The 22687-nt window shown below is 66.2% G+C and carries 18 protein-coding genes, 7 tRNA genes and 1 pseudogene; 9 read left to right on the top strand and 17 right to left on the bottom strand.

Going from position 1 to position 22687, the window contains the following annotated elements:
• The first annotated feature begins 97 nt into the window (after window positions 1-97).
• Both MD221_RS04725 and MD221_RS04730 read left to right on the top strand, forming a co-directional pair.
• Window positions 98-892, top strand: coding sequence for an enoyl-ACP reductase FabI (locus tag MD221_RS04725; protein WP_242108176.1), 795 nt, complete (start codon window positions 98-100; stop codon window positions 890-892).
• A gap of 14 nt (window positions 893-906) precedes the next feature.
• A complete protein-coding gene (locus MD221_RS04730; protein WP_242108178.1) occupies window positions 907-1293 on the top strand; it encodes a YciI family protein in 387 nt (128 codons plus the stop codon).
• 115 nt (window positions 1294-1408) lie between these two features.
• Here MD221_RS04730 and MD221_RS04735 read toward each other — a convergent pair whose 3' ends face one another.
• From MD221_RS04735 to MD221_RS04750, 4 genes and pseudogenes are all read right to left on the bottom strand, one after another.
• Window positions 1409-3388, bottom strand: a complete 1980-nt coding sequence (locus MD221_RS04735) for a peptidyl-prolyl cis-trans isomerase (RefSeq protein ID WP_242108180.1) — start codon at window positions 3386-3388, stop codon at window positions 1409-1411.
• A gap of 2055 nt (window positions 3389-5443) precedes the next feature.
• Window positions 5444-5551, bottom strand: a pseudogene (locus MD221_RS17625) (RHS repeat-associated core domain-containing protein); the annotation flags it as partial.
• 123 nt (window positions 5552-5674) lie between these two features.
• Window positions 5675-6640 (bottom strand): transglutaminase family protein, encoded by a 966-nt coding sequence (locus MD221_RS04745; RefSeq protein WP_242108183.1) that lies wholly within the window; start codon window positions 6638-6640, stop codon window positions 5675-5677.
• Between the two features lie 65 nt (window positions 6641-6705).
• A complete protein-coding gene (locus MD221_RS04750; RefSeq protein ID WP_242108184.1) occupies window positions 6706-7029 on the bottom strand; it encodes a helix-turn-helix domain-containing protein in 324 nt (107 codons plus the stop codon).
• Window positions 7030-7088: 59 nt separating this feature from the next.
• On the opposite strand from MD221_RS04750, the gene MD221_RS04755 reads away from it, so the two are divergent.
• Window positions 7089-7415, top strand: coding sequence for a hypothetical protein (locus tag MD221_RS04755; protein WP_242108185.1), 327 nt, complete (start codon window positions 7089-7091; stop codon window positions 7413-7415).
• Here MD221_RS04755 and MD221_RS04760 read toward each other — a convergent pair.
• Window positions 7412-8662, bottom strand: a complete 1251-nt coding sequence (locus tag MD221_RS04760) for a hypothetical protein (protein ID WP_242108186.1) — start codon at window positions 8660-8662, stop codon at window positions 7412-7414. The two genes, MD221_RS04755 and MD221_RS04760, sit on opposite strands and share 4 nt — an antisense overlap.
• A gap of 367 nt (window positions 8663-9029) precedes the next feature.
• Between MD221_RS04760 and MD221_RS04765 the strand changes: the two genes are divergently transcribed.
• Entirely contained in the window at window positions 9030-9239 is a 210-nt protein-coding gene (locus MD221_RS04765) for a hypothetical protein (RefSeq protein WP_242108187.1), read from the top strand.
• Here the strand turns inward: MD221_RS04765 and MD221_RS04770 are convergent.
• From MD221_RS04770 to MD221_RS04810, 9 genes are all read right to left on the bottom strand, one after another.
• Window positions 9236-10684: a site-specific integrase gene (locus tag MD221_RS04770; protein ID WP_242108188.1), complete on the bottom strand. Its 1449-nt coding sequence runs from the start codon at window positions 10682-10684 to the stop codon at window positions 9236-9238. The genes MD221_RS04765 and MD221_RS04770 overlap by 4 nt on opposite strands.
• An 80-nt stretch (window positions 10685-10764) precedes the next feature.
• Window positions 10765-10841: transfer RNA gene (locus tag MD221_RS04775), tRNA-Asp, on the bottom strand.
• 57 nt (window positions 10842-10898) lie between these two features.
• A tRNA-Val gene (locus tag MD221_RS04780) sits at window positions 10899-10973 on the bottom strand.
• 62 nt (window positions 10974-11035) lie between these two features.
• On the bottom strand, window positions 11036-11308 hold the full coding sequence (locus MD221_RS04785; protein WP_242108189.1) for an HU family DNA-binding protein: 273 nt from the start codon (window positions 11306-11308) through the stop codon (window positions 11036-11038).
• A 229-nt stretch (window positions 11309-11537) separates the two neighbouring features.
• Window positions 11538-14003, bottom strand: coding sequence for an endopeptidase La (lon, locus tag MD221_RS04790; RefSeq protein WP_242108191.1), 2466 nt, complete (start codon window positions 14001-14003; stop codon window positions 11538-11540).
• 412 nt (window positions 14004-14415) lie between these two features.
• On the bottom strand, window positions 14416-15705 hold the full coding sequence (gene clpX, locus MD221_RS04795) for an ATP-dependent Clp protease ATP-binding subunit ClpX (RefSeq protein ID WP_242108193.1): 1290 nt from the start codon (window positions 15703-15705) through the stop codon (window positions 14416-14418).
• Between the two features lie 143 nt (window positions 15706-15848).
• Window positions 15849-16469 (bottom strand): ATP-dependent Clp endopeptidase proteolytic subunit ClpP, encoded by a 621-nt coding sequence (gene clpP, locus MD221_RS04800; protein WP_242108195.1) that lies wholly within the window; start codon window positions 16467-16469, stop codon window positions 15849-15851.
• A gap of 98 nt (window positions 16470-16567) precedes the next feature.
• On the bottom strand, window positions 16568-17869 hold the full coding sequence (gene tig, locus MD221_RS04805) for a trigger factor (RefSeq protein ID WP_242108197.1): 1302 nt from the start codon (window positions 17867-17869) through the stop codon (window positions 16568-16570).
• A 317-nt stretch (window positions 17870-18186) separates the two neighbouring features.
• Window positions 18187-18271 (bottom strand) — tRNA-Leu (locus MD221_RS04810).
• Window positions 18272-18359: 88 nt separating this feature from the next.
• Between MD221_RS04810 and MD221_RS04815 the strand changes: the two genes are divergently transcribed.
• Complete coding sequence (locus MD221_RS04815; protein ID WP_242108198.1) at window positions 18360-19073, top strand: cupin domain-containing protein; 714 nt, start codon at window positions 18360-18362, stop codon at window positions 19071-19073.
• On the opposite strand, the gene MD221_RS04820 is transcribed toward MD221_RS04815, so the two are convergent.
• Window positions 18995-19708 (bottom strand): class I SAM-dependent methyltransferase, encoded by a 714-nt coding sequence (locus MD221_RS04820; RefSeq protein WP_242108199.1) that lies wholly within the window; start codon window positions 19706-19708, stop codon window positions 18995-18997. The genes MD221_RS04815 and MD221_RS04820 overlap by 79 nt on opposite strands.
• Window positions 19709-19884: 176 nt before the next feature.
• Window positions 19885-20649, bottom strand: coding sequence for a Bax inhibitor-1/YccA family protein (locus MD221_RS04825; protein ID WP_242108200.1), 765 nt, complete (start codon window positions 20647-20649; stop codon window positions 19885-19887).
• Between the two features lie 171 nt (window positions 20650-20820).
• On the opposite strand from MD221_RS04825, the gene MD221_RS04830 reads away from it, so the two are divergent.
• The 4 genes from MD221_RS04830 (at window position 20821) to MD221_RS04845 (ending at window position 21253) form a co-directional block, all read left to right on the top strand.
• Window positions 20821-20897: transfer RNA gene (locus tag MD221_RS04830), tRNA-Pro, on the top strand.
• Between the two features lie 62 nt (window positions 20898-20959).
• A tRNA-Arg gene (locus MD221_RS04835) sits at window positions 20960-21036 on the top strand.
• 40 nt (window positions 21037-21076) lie between these two features.
• Window positions 21077-21153, top strand: a tRNA-His gene (locus MD221_RS04840).
• A 24-nt stretch (window positions 21154-21177) separates the two neighbouring features.
• Window positions 21178-21253 (top strand) — tRNA-Lys (locus tag MD221_RS04845).
• Window positions 21254-21321: 68 nt separating this feature from the next.
• On the opposite strand, the gene MD221_RS04850 is transcribed toward MD221_RS04845, so the two are convergent.
• Window positions 21322-22647: a Na+/H+ antiporter NhaC family protein gene (locus MD221_RS04850; RefSeq protein WP_242108201.1), complete on the bottom strand. Its 1326-nt coding sequence runs from the start codon at window positions 22645-22647 to the stop codon at window positions 21322-21324.
• Window positions 22648-22687 lie beyond the last annotated feature (40 nt).

A 22687-nucleotide genomic window follows, 5' to 3' on the forward strand; every position in this document is an offset into this window, starting at 1 on the left:
ATCCGGGCGCTTCGCCCGCCGAAGGCCCCGCTCCCGGGGACGCAGGGCGCGGCCGGCATGGCAAACTAGAGCGCTGACTCAACTCCAAGAGAACGTCATGGGTTTCCTGCAAGGCAAGCGCGCACTCATCACCGGCATCGCCAGCGAACGCTCGATCGCCTCCGGCATCGCCGAGGCCATGCACCGCGAGGGCGCCGAGCTGGCCTTCACCTACCTCAACGACAAGCTCAAGCCGCGCGTGGAAAAGGCCGCGGCCGAGTACGGCAGCCGGATCGTGCTGCCGATGGACGTGGCCGACGACGCGCAGATCGACGCCTGCTTCGCCGAGCTGGGCAAGCACTGGGACGGCGTGGACATCGTCGTGCACGCCATCGCCTTCGCGCCGCGCGAGGCCGTGGCCGGCCAGTACCTGGACGGCGCGACCCGCGAGAACTTCGCCATGGCCCACGACATCTCCGCCTACTCGCTGACGGCGCTGGCGCGCGCCGCGCGCCCGCTGATGCAGGGCCGCAACGGCGCCCTGCTCACGCTCAGCTACCTGGGCGCCGAGCGCGCGCTGCAGGGCTACAACCTGATGGGCGTGGCCAAGGCCAGCCTGGAGGCCAGCGTGCGCTACCTGGCGCTCAACCTCGGCCCGGAAGGCATCCGCGTCAACGCCATCTCCGCCGGCCCGATCAAGACCCTGGCCGCCGCGGGAATCGCCGGCTTCCGCAAGATCCTCGGCCACGTCGAGCAGAACGCGCCGATGCGCCGCACCGTGACCATCGAGGACGTCGGCAACGTCGCCGCCTTCCTGTGCTCGGACCTGGCCTCGGGCGTCACCGGCGAGGTCACCTACGTCGATGCCGGCTACAACATCCTCGGCATGACCGGCATCGAGGGCGGGGACTGACCCGCCGCCGCGCCATGAGCGAGACCGCGTCCGGCAACGAATACCTGGTCCTTTCCCGCGGACAGTGGGACAGGAGCGCCGCGCCGGCGCAGATCCAGCAGGCCATCGACGCCTTCTACGTCTGGATCGAAGGCCACATCGAGGGCGGCCGGATGCGTACCGGCCAGCGGCTCGGCCGGGACGCCCGGCTGGTGTCCAGGCAAGGCATCAGCGACGGCCCCTTCAGCGAAGCCAAGGAAGTGGTCGGCGGCTACTGGTTCATCCTCGCCGACAGCCTCGAGGACGCCGCGGCCCTCGCCGCCGGCAACCCCTGCCTGGCCTACGGCCTGTGCTACGAGATACGCGCGCTCGATCCGGAGAAGGCCAGCGCCTTCGTCCGCACCGCCGAAACGCCGGACTGACGCGTCCTGCGGCGACGGCCCGCCGCTTCGCCGCAAGGCACATGCGAAACGAAGAAGGCCCGGCTTGCGCCGGGCCTTCCCGCTGTCGCGTTCGTCCGGCCCGAGGCCGCCCGGCTCAGAGCCGCTCCTCGGCGACCGTGACCTGCATGCGCTTGCGCAGCGCCTCCACCAGCGTGTTGGCGTCCTCGCCGCCGACCAGCTGCGCGAACTGCTGCGACATCGCCATGCGCTGCGGCTCGCTGGCCTCCTTCGGATCGCCCGGCGTGACCTTGCTGACGGCGAAGACCACGATGCTGCCGTCCGGCAGCGCCACCTTGCCCGGCGAAACCTTGCCCGCCGCCGGCACCGGCGCCTCGAAGTAGGCGCGGGTCGCGTCCGCATCCGGGACCGGCGCCCCGCGCGGCACGCCGGGAACGTCCTGCGCGGCCAGCTTTTGCTCGGCGGCCACGGCCGCCAGCGTCTGGCCGGCATTCACCTTGGCGATCATCGCCTCGGCCTGCGCCTCGGCCGCCTTGCGCCTGCGGTCGGCGCGGATCGCGGCGACCACCTTGTCCTTCACCTGCGCCAGCGTCTGCGCGCGCTCGGGCGCATGCTGCACCACGCGCAGGAAGACGTTGTGGTTGGGCGCGATCTCGATCGGATCGCTGACCGTGCCGTCCTGGATCAGCGTCTCGGAGAACGCCGCGCGCAGCACCGCCGGATTGGCGGCGACGCCGGTCGCCTGGCCGCGCCCGAACGGGCCCAGCTTCTGCACCGGCAGGTTGACCGCGGCCGCGGCCGGGGCCAGTGCCGTGGGGTTCTTCAGCACCTGGTCGTAGAACTTGGCGGTGAACTCGTTGAAGCTGCGCTCGCGCTCGCTCTCGGCGAACTCCTTCTCCAGCTGCGGGCGCGCCTCCTCGAAGGGCGTCTGCTTGCCGGTCTTTACCTCGCGCAGCTGGATGATGTGCCAACCGAACTCGCTCTTCACCGGCTGGCTGATCTCGCCCGCCTTCATCGCGAACAGCGCGGCCTCGAACGGCGCCACCATGGTGCCCTTCTCCACCCAGCCCAGGTCGCCGCCGTTGGGCTTGGAACCGGCGTCGTCGGAATTGGCGCGCGCCAGCGCCGCGAAATCGGCGCCCGGCTGCCGCGCCTGGGCGTCGAGCTTCTTCACCTTGTCCTCCGCCGCCTTCTGCGCCTTGGCGTCGGCGTCAGCCGCCACCTGCACCAGGATGTGCGAGGCCAGGCGCTGTTCGGGTTCCACGAAGCGCGCCTGCTCGGCGTCGTAGCGCTTGCGCAGGTCGTCGTCGCTCGGCGTCGCGTTCACCGCGAGCTTGCCGCCGTCGACGTCGACGTATTCGATGGTCACCGTCTCCTGCGCGCGGAACTCGGCCTGGTGCGCCTGGTACCACTTCTGCGCCTCGGCGTCGGACACCGGCGCGGTGTCCTCGGCCGGCAGCGGCACCACGGTGAACGCCACGTCGCGCTTCTGGCCGAGCAGCTTCAGCAGCCGCTCGGTTTCGGTGCCGGTGACGAACGCCGACTGCGCCAGCTGCGTGGGCAGCAGCGACTGCTGCAGCGAGTCGCGCATGCGCTGCTCGAAGGCGCGCGGCGTCAGCGGCGGCTGCTGCGCGGTCAGCGCCAGCTGGTAGCGCTGCGCGTCGAACTTGCCGTCGACCTGGAAGGCCGGGATCGCCTGGATCGCATCGCGCACCTGCGCGTCGCCGATGGCCACGCCGGCGCGGCCGGCCGCGATCGACAGCACCTTCTCGTCGATCAGGCGATCGAGGGTCTTGCGCTTGTTGTCGACGCTCTCGAACTCGCGCGGGTCGAACTGCTCGCCCATCGCCTGGCGCTGCTGCTGGCGCGCCTGCTCGAAGGCGTTGCGGAAGTCGTCGACGTCGACCTCCTCGCTGTGCCACAGCAGGGCGCGCACCGGCCACCACGACGGCGCGGACGGCCACCAAGTCGGCGGCGCCTCGATCTTGGCCGCGTAGGTCACGTTGCGCTGGAACAGGTACTGCTCCATGCCGAAGAAGGCGAACGGCACGGTCAGCAGGCCGAGGATCACGGTGGCGATCCAGCCGGAGGTCTTGTCGCGGAGTTTCTGCAGCATCGGAGCGCGCGGGCATCAGGGCGGACCGCGCAGTTTACCTATATTCAGCCGAAAAACCCCGTCCGGGCCGGCCGGGCGCGGGCCCGCCTGCGGCGAAGGATTCCCGGACGGCGGCCGGCGCCGGCGACCCGAAAAAGCGAAAGCCCCGCATTTCTGCGGGGCTTCCGGGAACTCTGGCGGAGTGGACGGGACACAACTGCCAGTGTCCAGATCCCGCGCCGCTCCTAGCCTTTCACGCCTGGGCACCCGCAAAAAGTGCCCAACTGAGTGTCCAAGTCTACCCCGCCCGCCCGTTTCGCGCGCGCCGCTCTCGTTTTCCTGTTGGAGACCCCTATGGATTGCTTGGGAATTGAGCAACCCGAAGGGGCTACGCCCCTTCCCACCCCGCCAGTTGCATGGCAGTAACGGCTTCCACAAGGCAACAGCTCTGGCCTTTGCCTCGGTCTCTGCTCTTAACCGCCGACCGACCGAGGCAAAGTCTCGCCCTGGCCGCTGATAAAGCGGCCTGGACGACCTTTGCCGGGTCGGTCTACCCCGCAGGGCGGAGGACCATCGTCGGCACGGTGATGCCTTGCTCTACACCGCTAGGCGAGTTCACGCGAGCAATCGCGCCAGGGCCAGGGTCTCGCCACCGGCTTGTGCCGGCGTCTCTCCCGTGGGCTTTGCCCCGTGGCCAGACCGTCGCCTGGCGCTTTCCTCTCTTGCCCTTCGCACGCCATAGCCGAACGAGACGGGGCACACGATCCCAGGCCAGCACATACCCCATGCCTGGAAGCCTCCGCGACGCACAAAGCCATGCTGCCGGTTGCGGGCATTCTCTCCCGCCGTTTAAAGCCGCCTTCCGCTTCCCTGCGGTCAGCCCCGGATTGTCACCGGGCGCGAGCTAATCGGACCACCGTGCGGCCGCCGGTGTCCTAGATCGGTTGCGAGGGAGTTGCGGGCTTCAGGATCGGCGCTAGATTGTTGCTTGGGGCCGATGCCTGGGTGTGTAGCCGTGATCTACCACTCGCAGCCGTTGCTAGATACAACGCGCTGCCGCTTCAAAGACAGTAAGGCCGCCGCCGGATCTGTCAAACGCCCCCGCATGCGGGGGCGTTGTTTTTAAGGTGATGCAGCGCGCGTGATGCGGCCCGAATGGGCTCCTATGCCACTAACCATAGAGAACAAAATGGCCACCGCGAGTGCGACTCCGCCACCTACAACAGCCTCTGTCGGAGCGTCATGTAGCTGTATGGGATCAGTAGCAGTCATACGAAAGAGCAGCCAAAGGCCGGCGCCTAGTGGAACTGAGATAGCACATAGCGTAGCGATAGATAGTCGCCCGAGCCTGCGAAGTAAGAGCGCCACGGGCAGGCCAACAATTACTACGCCTATGTATGCGTAGATGAGTGCGACAATAGCGACTAAGGGGAACATGATTAAAGCATCTGTGAAAGAAACATAAATGGGCGGCTTGAGGAGTGATGCCAATGGAGCAGCCACAAAAGGGGCTATAAGTGGCCCAACTAGCGCACCTAGCCAAAGTGGGCGTTTGTGAGACTTGGGGTATGTCATTGCAGAGCCACCTCAGGGGCGTGGGCAGCTTGGAAATGGGCACCAGTTATAGATTGCATCCCCGGACCACCCCATATACTTATCCCATGTCGCGCCTCCAAAAACATTTGGATCTGCGCCATATCGCGTAAACACATCCCGATGGAATTGCCCGATATCTCTTACACGATCGAGCATAACTGGATTTAGCGGCGTAGCGCCGGCATTGTTCAATGCTGCGGCGTGAGCCCGCGCGAGTGCAACACGAATAGCATCCATTTTTTTATACATATCGTCGTATGCTGCGGGGCATGACTTCTCGCTTGTATTTTCCAGCAATGAATTTGCCAATCTTGTGTTCGTTACCCCAGACATGAACCCTTGATTAGCAGCAACCTCTCCGGCGCGACATGCATATTTATCTCCGCCGCTACAGGCCGCTTGGTAATACAAGCTATAGTTCCCAGTGTTCGCGTAACCCTGTTCAGCGGGCGTAACCCAGCAGCCTCGCTGATCGCATGCCAAGCCAAGCCTATCCGTGAAGCTCACCGGATTGTTGTTCACATAGGCGTAGGTATTCGTTCCTCCGGCGAGGCCAATCGGATCTGATTGAACATATCGCGCAATGGCTGTGCCGCTGAGCGCGAGAAGTGACAGGGCTAACAGCCCATTTGCCATAGGCTTGAATTCGCTCATCGGTTAGCCCCCTTGTTGTGCCTTGGTGCGTCGAACGGTTTGTAAGTATTTTGCATCCTAAGCTTGAGAGGGCATCGCCCAACCCAACGCTTCGGCCTTGCTGAACCAAAGATCGTTGTTGTGCCGTAGAGTTTCGTAGTCTTGCCGCTGGGCGGCGGGGATCGCCGCCGGGGATCGATACTTGGTGATGTAACGCTGCTCCAGCATCCGGAAATAGGCGTTGCCCTTCTGGAGCATCGCAAAGGTATCTTTCGGATTGGCTTGGAGCAGAAGATCGGCAACTGCTATGCGACGGTTCTGCTGGCCCTGCTGTCCATAGAATTCCAAGAGCGTGCCAGCCATCACCCCAACCGCATCCCGCCTACTGAGTGGACGCAGGTAGATGCCGTTCTTCATTGCCAATGGCGTGATGCCATATTCCCGTTGATAGCTGCTGTCGAGCTTGAAGCCGCCACTGGTCGCTTCCACATTGACCCACTTGTTGTCGAACGGGTTGTGGAACTTGGCCAGCACATGCGTAGGGGCGGTTGCCAGAGTGATGTTCAACCCTAATTTTTGGCCCAAGATGACCACGAGCATGGGCATCGAGACGCAATTGCCCTTGCGGGTTCGCAGATAGGTGGCAATGAGCTTGTTGCGAATGTTCTTACCGAAGGGATCGTCCAGGTCGTAGCTGAAAGGACGATAATCGTTCCAAGACCCCGGCTGGTATATGGAGGCCAACAGCAGTTCCATCTTGACCGCATCGTTTGCGCCAGCGGGGAAGCGGGCCTTGATGCGGGCCGTCAACGTGTCTAGTTGCCCGAGTGTGGCCGTCATGTCGATCTTGGGATCGATCATACGGTCAACCGTCAGCTTGGCCTGGGCGAGATCAAGTTCGGCTTCCGGCTTTGCCAGGATTGCTCGCACTGGCGCAAGCGGGTCGGATTGGGGTGGCGCGGCCCAAGCAGCCCCAGTCGCGCTGAGTAAGAGCGCGAAGGTCCATGCCGTCAGCAGTCCGTCGATGGTTCGCCGTCCCCACATATCCTTAGCTCTCCCCCTGAACAACGATACGCCCGTTCAATGCTGGCAGCAATTGGAATACCAGGCTACCGCTTGTTAGCCTTTTCAATGGCCGAAAGTATCTTGTCCTGCGCCTCTGAGGACAGCCTGGAGAAGCCGAGTATTGCGGCCGCGAGCCGCTCATCTGCCGTGAGCAGGTAGGCCAGCGGCACTCCGAGTTCGTGCGCCATGCGCTCGGCCGTTTCGATATCGGGCAGGTGCCGGCCCTTCTCGTAGCGGTTGATACGCGCCGAGGACACTTCCTCCGGCAGGCCCATCTTCACCCCCAAGCTGTATTGCGACAGGCCAAGCGCCTTCCTCGCCTCTTTCAGACGAATAGGAAGTATCGCGGCGGTGCGAAGCTTGGGCATGCGGGAAGGGAAGATTTTCCCCTTCAGGATGCCTTCAGCGTTCCCAATACGATACTTCGTTGAACGAAGTATTTATCACATTGAACAACAAATTCCTAGCTGAGGGGGATCCGATGGGCATGACTTGGGACGAAGAGCAGCAGCTTCAAAAGAAACTGCGCGGTGGCTGGATCGCGGCAGGAATAGGCAGTGCCTTTGCCGTGATCCGCTTCCTGTTCCCGATCACAGTGCTTGCGGCAGCCATCGGGGTCGGTAAGGGGATCGGAGCGATGACCTGGCCCGGCTATGCCGGCAAGGGCTGGAAGCTCATCGGGGCCTCGATCCTTGGCCCTATCGCGGTCTGGATTGGCCTCTTCGTGCTCTACGGGCTTGTGCTCCGAGATTAACCCTGCGGGGACTTGGGGGCTTTGGGAATGGTCGGTGGTTTGTAATCCCATGGCCGCGGCGGCTTGGCCTTGCGCTGGGCCGCTGCCATCGCCGACAAAGCGACCGTTACTGGGATGCTGGATCGCTTGCTCTGGTTCGGCAAGGTCTTGACCATGCGGACAGGGGCAGTCCCCTTTGCCGCTTCAAGCCGGACCGCACCGGAACTGCTGTTCCGATCGCCGTAATAGGACTGCGCCCGGTCCGTGCGATGGCCAAGCCACATCGCCGCCGTGGCCCGATCCATCTTGGCCTTGGCGTCGCTGGCGCGGGCGTGACGATACGCATAGGGCGACAGCCCTGGCTGAGCTTCGCGCAGGGCACGCCGCACCGCCAACAGATCCGCATCGGTCAACTGGATACGAGTGCGGCCGGCTTTCGCCTCTTCGTGCAGTAGACCGATCGCAAGGGCGGACAGTCCAAACCGCTCCGCCGAAATCACCAGCATCCGCCGGGGCTGCCCTCGCACTCCATCCACCTTGGCCCCCTTGACCTCTAGGCCCAGCGCATCGCCGCGCGCGGTCAACCGCACACCGTTCTTCAACTCTTGTGGCCGCACCCCGAAGCAAGCGAACAATAAAGAGGCGACCTCAACCCGCGCCGCACGGCGGCGTTGCTGCGACAGCAGGAACAACAATTGATCGGGCGTGGGGGCAGTGCGGCTGGCGGCGCGTTTGCTTTTCCCGGCCTTTCTCTCCAATCCTGCGGCGCGTAGCGCCGCCGCCTTGGCGCCCCATGTCGGGCGATCCGGTTGAAGAAACAGAACATCGAAGACTGTGGCCCGTTGGAGCGCTCGGCCGGTCAGGTCGGCCATACGGGCGTAGTCCTTGGCCTTGCGGGCGGCTTCCGATTGCCGCCGCAGTCCGCGGATGGCCTCGGCTTCGCAGTAGCGCCAGGCCGATCGCAGGAAATTGAAATGCTGGAAGGTGGTGGCCTTGTCGGCGGGCGTCTTGCCTTCGGCCAGCATATCGGCATAGGCGCGACGATATCGGGCGATGGTGGGCGCGCTGGGATTACGCTGACCTGCCTCCGCCAAGATCGCCTTGACGCGCCGGTCTGCCATGATGCCCGGATCATCGCCCGTGCGCTTGGCCTCGGCGATCACTTGGTCGGCGGCAGCGTTGATGGCGTCGGCATGGTGACGACGCAGCCAGACCGGCAGCCGGAGGCTGTCGGTCGCTGCTTCGTCGATGGTCTGCCTTGTCTTCATCCGCTCGCCTGTTCACCGTTCTATTCGCGCTGGCTCTCGCCATCGCTCATGCTCGCGTTGCTCCCGCAACACTCGCGCGGCCTACGCTTGCGCTTCGGCCGTCGTCTTCTCGCTCCCGCTCGCCCCTACGCTTCGCTCCGGGGACAGACGACCCTCTTCCCGCCTTGGCTACTTCCCCGGCCAGCGGGGAAATATCCAATCTGGTCAGAGGGCATATTGTTGGTCAGTTCCTGACCAACAATATTTGAGAGCAACACCCTTCTACATTCACCTTGGCAGAAAACCGGCGACGCGCAAGCCCGCTCCCTTTTGGTCTCCGGAGACCTGCGCCCTTGCGCGTCTCCGGAGTTCTGCTATTCGATGGATCATGACCACAGCGACGAAACAGGCGCGCTACCGTGCTCGCAAGCTGGAAGAGTGCGAACGCCTCGATTTGTTTCTGGCGAAGCCAGCAGCACGCGAGCTGCGCCGACAGGCTAAGGCCGAAGGACGCCGTGCCGGCATCCTTGCCGCCGATCTTCTCGCGGCGGCATTACTGAAGTCGCCCCAGCCGTGGCCCGCGTCGTCGGAAGATTAAACCAGCAGTTTCCGCAGTGCCGGCAAGTCCAGGCCGAACGACAGCGCCGGGTGGCACAACTTGGCGAGCGATGGCGGCCGCAAATCCACACCATAGGCATCATGGTGATCGTCAGTCTCGCCTTGCTCGTGGCCGCAATACTCTCGGCGATACTCCTCCCGCACGCCGCCCAGCTTCATCGTGGTGATGGCAGTATCCCGGAAACTATGCATACCCACCTTGCCATGACCGCGCGCCTTGATCTTCAGCCGTTGCAGGTAGCGGCTAAACGCGCTCTGTGCGGAGTTGCCCGGCCCATTCTCGGCCAGGAATTCCAGTTCCGGGAACAGTTTTGTTTCTCCCGCCTCGCATAGCCGCTCTACACGCTCCCACAAGCCCAGCGCGATCAAATCAGGATGGACCGGTGTAATGCGCTCGCTGGCATCCGTCTTCAGGCTCTTGTGGTCGCCCAAAAAATTGAAATCGAACACCGGCACCGCCACGTTACCGAGATAGTTGTAGCAGTCCTCAATTTCCAGGTGCGCCAGCTCGTTGGCGCGTGCGCCGGTATACAAAGCCAAGAGCGGCAACCATCGGGCCGCCTCGGTGCGCAGGCGGGCGTAGGCCTCCGGGTTGAAAATCTTCCCGACCTGCGCTGCGCTGAACGCCTGCCAGCCATGGGACTTGGCGCGACGCCTGCGCTCCTTCTTGGGCACCTGCGCATGGCCGCGTGCCGGATTGTCGTCTTTCGGGAAATAGTTCGATGCCATCGCCCAATCGAAGAACAACGCCAGCACCAAGAACTGGTTTTCGATGTAGCGCGGGGCGGGTTGCTTTCCGCGCTTGGTGGTGCTGGCCTTACAGGCGATGAAATATTCGGCGAAATCAGTGCGCGTGGCGTCGCTCACAAGGAACGGGCCGCCGCTGCGAGCGCGCTTCCAAGCAGCGAACGCCTCGACCTTGCTCCGCTTGGACTTGCTGCCCTTGCGCTTGCCGGGGCTGTCCATGGGCAGGGTCAGCGCCCACATGCGGATGGCTTCGTCCATGTCCAGTGGTTTGCAGGCCGGCGGCCGTGCGGCCATCTCCGCGCGTATGGCGGACGGGACCCGTCCGATAGCTTCGATGGCCTCTAAAGCACGGGCATGATCCTCGGGGCCGTCGGCTTCCAACTCGCCGGTAGCCAGGTTCACCTTGTATTTGATTGCGCCCTGCTGGCGGATGCCCTCCAGCAGCTCGTCCGCCAGCTTCTTGTCCGCCATCCCGTGCCGCCCCCGCAGCGCCTCGAAAGCCGCAGCATAGCCGGCGGCCCAACTGGTCGCGATGGCGAGCGCCTGGCGCGGACAGCGCGCCCTCGTGGCGCGCTTGACGATGGCGCGTCCGACCTGGGGCCGCAGGTCCAGGGGCACGCGCAGGCGGAAGTAAAACAAACCTGAGGGTTCGCGAACGAGGTAGTGCGCAACTCGCATGGAAGTGTCCAAGCGAGTGTCCAAGCGCTGAAAAAACGAAACGCCCGCAAACCATTGATTTGCAGGCGCTTCTTGACTAGTGGCGGAGTGGACGGGACTCGAACCCGCGACCTCCGGCGTGACAGGCCAGCATTCTAACCGACTGAACTACCACTCCGCGTTTCAGAAATTGTACAACAAACCAAACGGGCTCTCGTAGAGGGACCTGCATTACTGGTGGGTGCTGAGGGTTTCGAACCCCCGACCCTCTCCGTGTAAAGGAGACGCTCTACCGCTGAGCTAAGCACCCGATCCGAACAGCCCCTGGGACTGCCGGCCCGCGCCGCCCGAAGGCCGACGCTAGCGGGCCGATTAGTTTACGGCATCCTTGAGCGCCTTGCCAGCCTTGAAGCCGGGGTTCTTGGCGGCGGCGATCTGGATCGTCTCTCCGGTCTGCGGGTTGCGGCCGGTGCGCGCGGCGCGGCTGCGCACGTCGAAGGTGCCGAAACCGGTCAGGGCGACGGTGCCGCCGGCCTTGAGCGCGCTGGTGATGCCGTCGAGGACGGCGTCGACCGCCTTGCCCGCGTCGGCCTTGGACAGGCCTGCATTGTCGGCGACGTGGGCGACGAGATCGTTCTTATTCATTGAGGATGAACTCCATTGACGGAAAGTAGGCAGGACGATCGTCCTGCGGGCAGTAGTGACCGGATTCCCCTGTGCGACTGGCGCGGGCTGTTCCTGTCGGCGATGCGAGTGACGTGCGACGGATCGCACGTTTCGCGATGGCGCCGTTATACCAGCGGCCCCACGGGCAATCAACAAAAAAACGCCTGAAATCCAAGGATTTCAGGCGTTTTGCATCGAGGGTGAAATGTCAATGCTTGACATCCGTGGATGCGGATGGCTTGCGCGAGACGCGGCGGATTTTGCCGACGTCCTCCTTCTTCACCTGCTTCACGCCTTCCGCGACGGCGGCGGGCGTGAGCGGCCGCTCCAGGGCGAGGTCGAGCACCTCGTCGATCCATTTCACCGGCACGATCTTCATCGCCTGGGTGACGGTCTTGGGAATGTCGGCCAGGTCCTTGCGGTTCTCGTCGGGAATGATCACGGTGCGGATGCCGCCGCGCATCGCCGCCAGCAGCTTCTCCTTCAGGCCGCCGATCGCGGTGACCTTGCCGCGCAGGGTGATCTCGCCGGTCATCGCCACGTCGGCCCGCACCGGCACCTTGGTCAGCACCGAGACCAGCGAAGTCGCCATCGCGATGCCGGCGCTGGGGCCGTCCTTGGGCGTGGCGCCGTCGGGCACGTGCACGTGCACGTCGAGCTTCTGCAGGAAGTCCAGCTCGATGCCCAGCCGCTCGGTGCGCGCGCGCACCACCGACAGCGCCGCCGAGGCGGATTCCTTCATCACGTCGCCGAGCTGGCCGGTGAGGATCAGCTGGCCTTTGCCCGGCACCAGGGTCGACTCGATCTGCAGCAGGTCGCCGCCGACCTCGGTCCAGGCCAGGCCGGTGACCAGGCCGACTTCATTTTCCTGCTCGGCGCGGCCGAAGTCGTAGCGCTGCACGCCCAGGTACTTCTCCAGGTTCTTCGAGGTGACCGCCACGCCCTTGGCCTTCCTGGCCTTGGCGCCGGTAGCCTGCGGACCGGCCAGCGCGATCTCCTTGACCACCTTGCGGCAGATCTTGGCGATCTCGCGCTCGAGATTGCGCACGCCCGATTCGCGCGTGTAGTAGCGCACGATGTCCTGGATCGCGCTGTCGGCGATCTTCAGCTCCTCGGCCTTCAGGCCGTTGGCCTTCATCTGCTTGGGCACCAGGTAGCGCATGGCGATGTTGATCTTCTCGTCCTCGGTGTAGCCGGGGATGCGGATCACCTCCATGCGGTCGAGCAGCGGGCCGGGGATGTTGAGCGAGTTCGAGGTGGCCACGAACATCACTTCCGACAGGTCGAGGTCGACCTCGAGGTAATGGTCGTTGAAGGCGTTGTTCTGCTCGGGATCGAGCACCTCGAGCAGGGCCGAGGACGGATCGCCGCGGAAGTCCATCGACATCTTGTCGATCTCGTCGAGCACGAACAGCGGATTCTTGCTGCCGACCTTGTTGAGGTTCTGCACGATGCGGCCCGGCATCGAACCGACGTAGGTGCGGCGGTGGCCGCGGATCTCGGCCTCGTCGCGCACGCCGCCCAGCGACATGCGCACGAACTTGCGGTTGGTGGCCTTGGCGATCGACTGGCCGAGCGAGGTCTTGCCCACGCCGGGCGGGCCGACCAGGCACAGGATCGCGCCCTTCATGTTCTTCACGCGCGTCTGCACCGCGAGGTACTCGAGGATGCGTTCCTTGACCTTCTCCAGGCCGTAGTGGTCGGCGTCGAGCACGTCCTGCGCGGCCTTGAGGTCCTTGCGGATCTTGGTGCGCTTCTTCCACGGCACGCCGAGCACCCAGTCCAGGTAGTTGCGCACCACCGCGGCCTCGGCCGACATCGGCGACATCTGCTTGAGCTTGTTGAACTCGGCCTTGGCCTTGGTCTCCACCGCCTTGGGCATGCCGCTCTCGGCGATCTTGCGCGCGATCTCGTCCAGGTCGTTGGGCGCGTCGTCCATCTCGCCCAGTTCCTTCTGGATCGCCTTCATCTGCTCGTTGAGGTAGTACTCGCGCTGCGACTTCTCCATCTGCGACTTGACGCGGCCGCGGATGCGCTTTTCCATCTGCTGCACGTCGATCTCGCCGTCGACGAAGCCGACCAGCAGTTCGAGGCGGTCGGCGGTCTCGATGGTCTCCAGCAGGCGCTGCTTGTCGGCCAGGCGCACGCCCAGGTGCGCGGCGATGGTGTCGGCCAGGCGGCCCGGCTCGTCGATCCCGGACAGGGTCTGCAGCAGTTCCGGCGGCAGCTTGCGGTTGGTCTTCACGTACTGCTCGAACAGCGACATCAGCGAGCGCGCCACCGCCTCCACCTCGCGCGCGTCGCGCGTGTCGGTGGAATCGATGACCACGCCGCTGCCGGTAAGCGAACCGTTGCGCGAGACGACCTTGTCCACGCGCGCGCGCGCCACGCCTTCCACCAGCACCTTGATGGTGCCGTCGGGCAGCTTCAGCAGTTGCAGCACCTGGGCCAGGGTGCCGATCGCATACAGGTCGTCGGCGCCCGGGTCGTCGACCTCGGCGGACTTCTGCGCGACCAGCAGGATGCGCTTGTCCGACTCCATGGCCTGGTCCAGGGCATGGATCGACTTGTCGCGGCCGACGAACAGCGGGATCACCATATGCGGGAACACGACCACGTCGCGCAGCGGCAGCACCGGCAGTTCGAGCGTTTCGTGTTCGGTGGGGTGTGTCATGGGGGCTCCGGATGGGACAACGGGCGGCCGGGGCCGGCCGCCATGGCCGTGTTATGGGGCCCGGGCCGGGGCGATGCAAGCGTGAAAATCCCCCTTCCGCGCCCGGATGCCCGGCGCGTCCCCGGATCAATGAGTTACATGCGATTCCACCGTTCGGCCGATTGATGGCGCAGTGGCCGTCCCGGGACGGGGGCAGCCGACCGCGGACGATCCGCAGCCCCCGGCTTGGCGTCACGCCGTGTCGAGCGAGGCTGAACGCCGGCTGGAAGTCCGGCGGCGCTCGCGCGGCCCGCTCCAGGGATCGGCAAGGCGGACGCCCGCAAACGCATCGACCGCCGGATGGCGGTCGATGCGGTCGTTCCTGGCCTGGTCCGCGCGGCGGCGGCGCCGCGCAATGCATGCGGGCGCTTACTTACTCGGCCGAAGCCACCTTCGGCTGGACCGGCGCGTTCTCGTAGATCAGGTACGGGTCGGACTTGTGCTCGATCACCGACTCGTCGACGACCACCTTGCTGACGTTCTCCAGCGACGGCAGGTCGTACATCGTGTCCAGCAGCACCGATTCGACGATGGTGCGCAGGCCGCGCGCGCCGGTCTTGCGCTTGAGCGCCTTGCGCGCGATCGCGGCCAGCGCGTCGGGGCGGAACTCCAGCTCCACGCCTTCCATCTCGAACAGCTTGCGGAACTGCTTGGTGATGGCGTTCTTCGGCTCGGCGAGGATCTTCATCAGCGCGGCCTCGTCCAGCTCCTCGAGCGTGGCGACCACCGGCAGGCGGCCGACGAACTCGGGGATCAGGCCGAACTTGATCAGGTCCTCCGGCTCGACGTCGGCCAGCACCTTGCCCACGTCGGTCTTGCGTTCCACGCTCTTGAGCTTGGCGCCAAAGCCAATGCCGCCGGCCTCGGTGCTGCGCTGCTGGATGATCTTGTCCAGCCCGGCGAACGCGCCGCCGACGATGAACAGGATGTTGCGCGTGTCCACCTGCAGGAATTCCTGCTGCGGATGCTTGCGCCCGCCCTGCGGCGGCACGCTGGCGATGGTGCCCTCGATCAACTTCAGCAGCGCCTGCTGCACGCCTTCGCCGGACACGTCGCGGGTGATCGACGGGTTCTCGCTCTTGCGCGAGATCTTGTCGATCTCGTCGATGTAGACGATGCCCGCCTGCGCCTTCTCGACGTCGTAGTCGCACTTCTGCAGCAGCTTCTGGATGATGTTCTCGACGTCCTCGCCCACGTAGCCGGCTTCGGTCAGCGTGGTGGCGTCGGCCATCGTGAAGGGCACGTTGAGCAGGCGCGCCAGGGTCTCGGCGAGCAGGGTCTTGCCCGAGCCGGTCGGGCCGACCAGCAGGATGTTCGACTTGGCCAGCTCGACGTCGTCGTTCTTCTGCCGGCTCTCGATGCGCTTGTAGTGGTTGTACACCGCCACCGCGAGCGTGCGCTTGGCGCGCTGCTGGCCGATCACGTACTGGTCCAGGACCTCGAGGATCTCCTTCGGCTTGGGCAGGCTGCTGCGCGCCGACTGGGCCTTTTCCTCGAGCTCCTCGCGAATGATGTCGTTGCACAGCTCGACGCATTCGTCGCAGATGAACACGCTCGGGCCCGCGATCAGCTTGCGGACCTCGTGCTGGCTTTTCCCGCAGAACGAGCAGTACAGAATCTTGTTGCTGTCGCCGCCGGAACGGCCGGGTCTGTCTTCGCTCATGCTTTACGCCAATCTGTCATACGGGTTACGGCCCGAGAATACCACGCTGCGACGCGCGGATGCGGGGCCGGGAATGTACGGAAAGGCCGCGGCAAGCGACTGATTCGCATCGGTTTTCGCCGATTCGCGGCCGCGGCCCGCCGTCATGCGGGCTGGATGCTCTCTTCCGGGCGACGTTCCAGGACCTCGTCGATCAGGCCGTATTCCTTGGCGGCCTCGGCGCTGAGGAAGCGGTCGCGCTCCATGTCGCGCTCGATCTGCTCGATCGGCTGGCCGGTGTGGCGGGCGTACAGCCCGTTCAGGCGGCCGCGCAGGTAGAGGATCTCGCGCGCCTGGATCTCGATGTCGGTCGCCTGGCCCTGGGCGCCGCCCGAGGGCTGGTGGATCATCACCCGCGAGTTGGGCAGCGCGTAGCGCTTGCCCTTGGCGCCGGCCATCAGCAGCATCGAGCCCGCGCTGGCGGCCTGGCCGACGCAGATGGTGCTCACGTCGGGCTTGATGAACTGCATGGTGTCGTAGATCGCCAGGCCGGCGGTGACCACGCCGCCGGGCGAGTTGATGTACAGGCTGATGTCCTTTTCCGGGTTCTCGGCTTCCAGGAACAGCATCTGCGCCACGATCACGTTGGCGACGTGGTCGTCGATGCCGCCGACCAGGAAGATCACCCGCTCCTTGAGCAGGCGCGAGTAGATGTCGTAGGCGCGCTCGCCGCGGCTGGTCTGCTCGACCACCATCGGCACGAGGTTCAGGGCTTTGGTTTCCATGGGGGAAAACTACTCCGCTTCTTATTGAAAAGCCCGCGCCGGAGGCGCGGACTCTCGCGAGGGATTCGCGTGCCCTGTGCGCTGGCGAGCGGCTCGCCTCACGCCTGCAGGGCTTCCTGGAACGTCAGGGGCTGCTCGGTGTGCTGGGCGCGCTCGGCGATCCAGTCGATCACCTGCTCTTCCATCACCCGGTTCTGCAGTCCGTTCATCAACTGGGGATCGTTGCGGTACAACTCAATGACCTGGTCCGGCTCCTCGTAGGTGGAGGCGATCAGGCGCATCGTCTCGTTCAGACGCTTGGGGTCCAGGCGCAGCTGGTTGCGGCGGGCGATCTCGCCGACCAGCAGGCCGACCAGGACGCGCTTGCGGGCGGCGTCCAGGTACGGCGCGTGGGCGTTCTCGGGCAGCTCGACCTGCTGGCCGCGGCGGCGGGCCTGCTCGACATCCTGCTGCAGCATGCCGCGCGCCTCGTTCTCCACCAGCGTCGGCGGCATTTCCAGCTGGGCGTAGGCGGCCACCAGCTGCTCGCCGACCTCGCGGCGCAGGCGATTCATCAGTGCGCCCTTGAGCTCGCGCTCCAGGTTGCTGCGGATATCGCTGCGGAACTGCTCGATCTCGCCGCTCTTCACGCCGAAGCTCTTGATGAATTCCGCGTCGACCTCGGGCAGCACGGCCTCGGACACCTGCTCGGCCTTCAGGTAGACCTGAGCGGTCTTGCCGGCCAGCTGCGGCACGCGCCAGTCGGCCGGGAAGCTGACGTCCACGGTCTTCTCCTCGCCCGCCTTCAGGCCGGCCAGGGCGTTCTCGACCTCCGGATACATGCCGCCGGAGCCGATCACGGTGACGCCGTTCTCCACGCCCTCGGCCGGCAGGCGCTCCTCGCCCACCTGCGACCAGGTCTCCACGTCGACCGCGTCGCCCGGCTGCGCGGCGCGGGTGACCGCGCTCCAGCTGCGGCGCTGCAGGCGCAGGTTCTCGATCATGCGGTCGATGTCGGCCTCGGTGACCTCGGCGGTGTTGCGGATCACCTGCAGCTTGGACACGTCGATCTCGCCGAAATCGGGCACCACCTCGAAGGTGGCCACGTAGGCCAGTTCCTTCTCGTCGGCCTCGGCGCTCGGCTCGATGCGCGGGCTGCCGGCCAGGCGCAGCTCGTTGCTGCGCACGGCCTCGTCGAAGCCCTCGCGCAGCAGGCCGTCCAGGACCTCGGCGCGGACCTGCTGGCCGAAGCGCTGCTCGATCACCTTCTGCGGCACCTTGCCCGGGCGGAAGCCCTTGATGCGCGCGGTGCGCGCCATTTCCCGCAAGCGGCCGCCGACCTGGGAATCCAGGCGCTCCGTGGGCACGCGGAAGGTGATGCGGCGTTCGAGGTTGCCTGTATTTTCGACCGAGACCTGCATTTGAACTCCTGGCGGTCGCCGGCCGAGTCGGTGCCTGCGACGGGATGGACACTGGAAATGTACGGCACGCTCCCGCGGACGCCCGCGCACGGGCATCGACGGGACGGGCCAATCGAACTGGCTATTTTGGCGGAAGACCGGGCTTGGCGCCACTTGTCCCCGGATGGGCGGGGCCGCAAATCCCGGCCGTCCCCGCGGCGTGCGGATCGCCACCATGTCCCGGGAACCCCGTGTGAGGGGATGCCGCGTCGGCGCCGGGGCTCCTGGCACCCCGTCCGCCTGCACGGCCAGGCGAACCCGGAGGATCAGGCGGATGCTGGTGCGAAAGGGGGGACTCGAACCCCCACGCCTTGCGGCACTGGAACCTAAATCCAGGGCGTCTACCAATTCCGCCACTTTCGCAGGATTGTCCCGGCGATCGGCCGGCGCGCGCATTCTAGGCCGGGCGCGCTACTTTGTCCGAATCCCCGCCCGCCGCCGCCGTCCCGACATGAGCCGCCCCGCAACCCCCGGCAACGACTGGTCCGGCCGTTTCCGCATCGGAACGGGCTTTGCGCTCTACCAGGGGCCGGGCGGCGACAACACCCCGCACCGGCACGCGGCCTTCCAGGTCGCCATCGCGCTGCGGGGACGGCTCGAACTGGACGATGGCACCCGCCGGCATCGCGGCACGGCATTCGTGATCCCGCCGCATCTTCGCCACCGGCAGCTGCCGGTGGCGCAATTGCGCTGCATCTACGTCGAGCCGCACTGCCGTCTTGCCGACGCGCTGCGCGCCTGCTGCGGCCCCGGCATCACCGCAGCGCCGGCGCTGCGCGCGCTCGACGAACGACGCCTGGACCGGTTTGGCGCGCAGGACTCGGGCGCGCTCGATGCGCGCCTGCGGCAGGCGATGGCGCTGCTGGCGGACCTCGCCCCGGCGCCCTCGCTACCGCAGATCGCGCGATCGGTGGGCCTGTCCCCGCCGCGGCTGCGGGCCCTCGCCCATGCCCAGCTGGGCATGCCGTTGGCGCGCTGGCGCCTGTGGCAGCGCTTGCGGCGCGCGGCCGCGGCACTGGCCGAAGGCCGGTCGCTGGCGGATGCGGCGCACGCCGCCGGCTTCGCCGACCAGGCGCATTTCGGCCGTCAGATGCGCGAGATGTTCGGCGTCGCGCCCGGCGCCGTGCTGCCGCTGCTGCGCGCGCAGGGTCTGGCGGCGACATAGATCGAGATCGAGCCGGTCGGAGTCGGAACCAGGTCCGCTTCCCGCACGCCGACGAATCCGGCTTCTTCGATCAGCCGCGGCAACAGGCCGTCGGCGTTGGGTTGCGTGTCCGGCTTGCCGTCGGCCATCTGCACTAGGCGAAAGGCCAGGCGCATCAGGCGCGTGCGCTGCAGTCCGTAGTCGGCGATCACCAGGCGCCCGCCGGGACGCAGCAGCGCGTGCATCGAGGCCAGCATGGCGCGCTTCATCGGCACCGGGCATTGGTGCAGCACCAGGCTGGAGACCACCTTGTCGGCGCTGGCGGCGCCCATCAGGTCGGCCAGCGCATCGCCCATCGCAAGCCGCCACTCCAGGGTCACGCCTGCCCGCAGCGCCTTGTCCCGGGCGATCGCCAGGGCCGCCGCGTCCGGATCGACGCCGACGATCCGCGCCCGCGGCTGCGCGCGCGCCAGCAGCAAGGCCAGGCTGCCGGTACCGCAGCCCACATCGACGATGGTGTCCCCGGCCGCCGCCGCGAGGTGGGCGGCGGTCAGCGCGCGCCAGCGCCGCTCACGGGTGAGCAGCGCGACGATCCCGTCGTAGAAGCGCACAGGCCCGAGGCGCCCCAGCGCGGGCGTGTAGTGTTCCTGGGGCATGCGAGGGCTCCGATGCGGATGGCGGTCCAGTCTCGTCCGCTATGCCCGGGCCGTCTTGAAGGAAACGCTTGCCGGCGCGATGCCGGCCGGTCCGCCGCGCGGCCCGTTCGGCCACGCGGCGGATGTTCACGTCGGGCCCCGGCGCAGCGCGCGCGATGCCCGGATGTTGCGCCGGCTCAGTTGCGCGACTGCAGCTTCGAGAGCAGGCGCAGGAACTCGATGTACAGCCACACCAGGGTGACCATCAGGCCGAACGCGCCGTACCACTCCATGTACTTCGGCGCGCCACGCTCCACGCCGGTCTCGATGAAGTCGAAGTCCAGCACCAGGTTCAGCGCCGCGATCACCACCACGAACAGGCTGAAGCCGATGCCGATCACGCCCGAATCGTGGATGTAGGGGATGTTGATGTTGAACATGCGCAGCACGATCGTCGCCAGGTAGATCAGCGCGATGCCGCCGGTGGCCGCGACCACGCCGAGCTTGAAGTTCTCGGTGGCCTTGATCAGGCCGGAGCGGTAGGCGAACAGCAGGGCGAACAGCGTGCCGAAGGTGAGCATCACCGCCTGCATCACGATGCCCTGGTAGAGGTGGTTGTAGACCGCCGAGATCGCGCCCAGGAACAGGCCCTCGGTCAGCGCGTACAGCGGCGCGGTCACCGGCGACCATTCCTTCTTGAACACCGTCACCAGCGCCAGCACGAAGCCGCCGATGGCGCCGCCCCAGACGTAGGCCATGCCGTTGCTGACGCCGCCGGCCTCGCCGAACTCGATCTGGTTCCAGGCGAAGGCGCCGGTGATCAGGCTCAGCAACAGCAGCAGCCCGGTCTTGTTGACCGTGCCGCCGAGGGTCATCGCCGCGCCGTCGCGCGACACCACGCTGCCGCTGGCCAGGTCGAGGAAGGTGGATTCTTTGAGTGCCGGGTTGCCGCTGCGCATCATGGCTGTCGCCCCCTGAGTGGCGGTACGGATGAAGAGAACATGAGGATACCGGCATTCGGGCGCCCGCGCGCGTTGACAGGGCCAGGAGCGGACCGGAGAATAGCCGCCCTTCGCTGCGTCCCGGTCCTGGGGCCGGGCGCTCGGGGATCCGCAACCTTCCGCTCGATCCGGCGGGGTATAGCGCAGTCTGGTAGCGCGCCTGCTTTGGGAGCAGGATGTCGGGGGTTCGAATCCCTCTACCCCGACCATCCCGGCCAAGGCGAGAACGTTCGGCTGCCGCCGGTGCGCGCGACCGCTATCATGGACGCACGCGCCCGTAGCTCAACCGGATAGAGCACCGGCCTTCTAAGCCGGTGGTTGTGGGTTCGAGTCCCGCCGGGCGCGCCAGGCGCGGATGTTGCAGGTTCCAGTAGTGGATGTTCCAGTGGTGGATGTAGCTCAGCTGGTTAGAGCACCGGATTGTGATTCCGGGGGTCGCGGGTTCAAATCCCGTCTTCCACCCCAATTTGTTGTAGAATTCCAGTTTCAGGGCCGTTAGCTCAGTTGGTAGAGCAGTTGACTCTTAATCAATAGGTCCAAGGTTCGAATCCTTGACGGCCCACCAAACAAGAAGGGCTTGGCAGCGATGCCAAGCCCTTTTTCTTTGCCGTCCCGCCGCATCCGCGGCGCGACTCAAGCGATCTGCGCCGCCGCTGCCGCGCGCCGCCGCCCCGGCCACAGCATGAACAGCACGGTGACGCCGAGCAGCGCCCAGCAGTAGTGCGCCTTGCCGATCAGCGCCAGCGGCGACAGCCCGGCCAGCGAGGCGGCGAGCAGGATCTGCGCCCCGTAGGGCAGCAGGCTCTGCACGCTGCACACGAAGATGTCGAGCAGGCTGGCCGCGCGCGCCGGCGGCACGCCGTGGCGCTGCGCGATGTCGCGGGCGACGTTGCCGCTGATCAGGATGGCGACGGTGTTGTTGGCGGTGAACACGTCGGTCAGCGAGGCCAGCGCCGCCAGGCTCCATTCGCCGCTGCGCAGTCCGGTGCTGCCGCGCGCCAGGCGCGAAATCTGCGCCGCCAGCCACGCCAGGCCGCCGCCGGCCTTGATCAGCGCGCCAAGCCCGCCGATCAGCAGGGCGAGCAGGGTGATCTCGACCACGCTCTCGAAGCCGGCGTAGATGTCGCCGGCGAACTGGATCGGGCCGTAGCCCTCGGACGCGAAGATCGCGCCCATGCCTGCCGCGACCACCAGGCCGATGCCCAGCACCACCAGCACGTCGAGTCCGGCGATCGCCAGGCCGAGCACCAGCACGTAGGGCAGGATCAGCCAGGCCGAGGCGTGCTCGCCGGATTCCACCGGCGAGGCCTCGCCGGCGAAGCCCAGGATGCCGAGCGTGAGCAGCGCCGCCGGCAGGGCGATCTTGAGATTCTCGCGGAATTTCTCGCGCACGCTGCAGCCCTGGGTGCGCGCGGCGGCGATGGCGGTGTCGGAGATCAGCGAGAGGTTGTCGCCGAAGGTGGCGCCGCCCAGCACTGCGCCGATCACCAGCGCCCGATCGAGGCCGGAGGCGTCGGCCACGCCGAGCGCGATCGGCGCCACTGCGGCGATGGTGCCCATCGAGGAACCGACCGCCAGCGACAGGAAGCCGGCCATCAGGAAGAGTCCCGGCAGGATCAGCGCCGGGGGCAGCGCGCCCACGCCCAGCGCCACCACCGCGTCCACCGCGCCGATCTGCTTGGTCACCGTGGCGAAGGCGCCGGCGAGCAGGAAGATCAGGCACATCAGGATGATGTTCGGATCGCCGATCCCCTCCAGCAGCTTGTCCATGGCCGGCACGCCGCGGCGGCGGGCGATCCACAATGCCAGCGCCAGCGCCGGCAGGATCGCCACCGGGGCGTGCAGCTGATAGAAGCCCATGGTGTCGCCGCGGCTGGTGAACCACAGGCCGGCACCGAAGAACACGGCCAGGAACAGCAGCAGCGGGGTCAGCGCCAGCGCGCTCGGGCGATGCTTCATCGCTTTATCCGGATAAAAAGATTCAACGATTGTGCGCCGC

It is taken from the genome of Luteimonas aquatica, from assembly GCF_022662575.1.
Lineage (GTDB): Bacteria > Pseudomonadota > Gammaproteobacteria > Xanthomonadales > Xanthomonadaceae > Luteimonas > Luteimonas aquatica.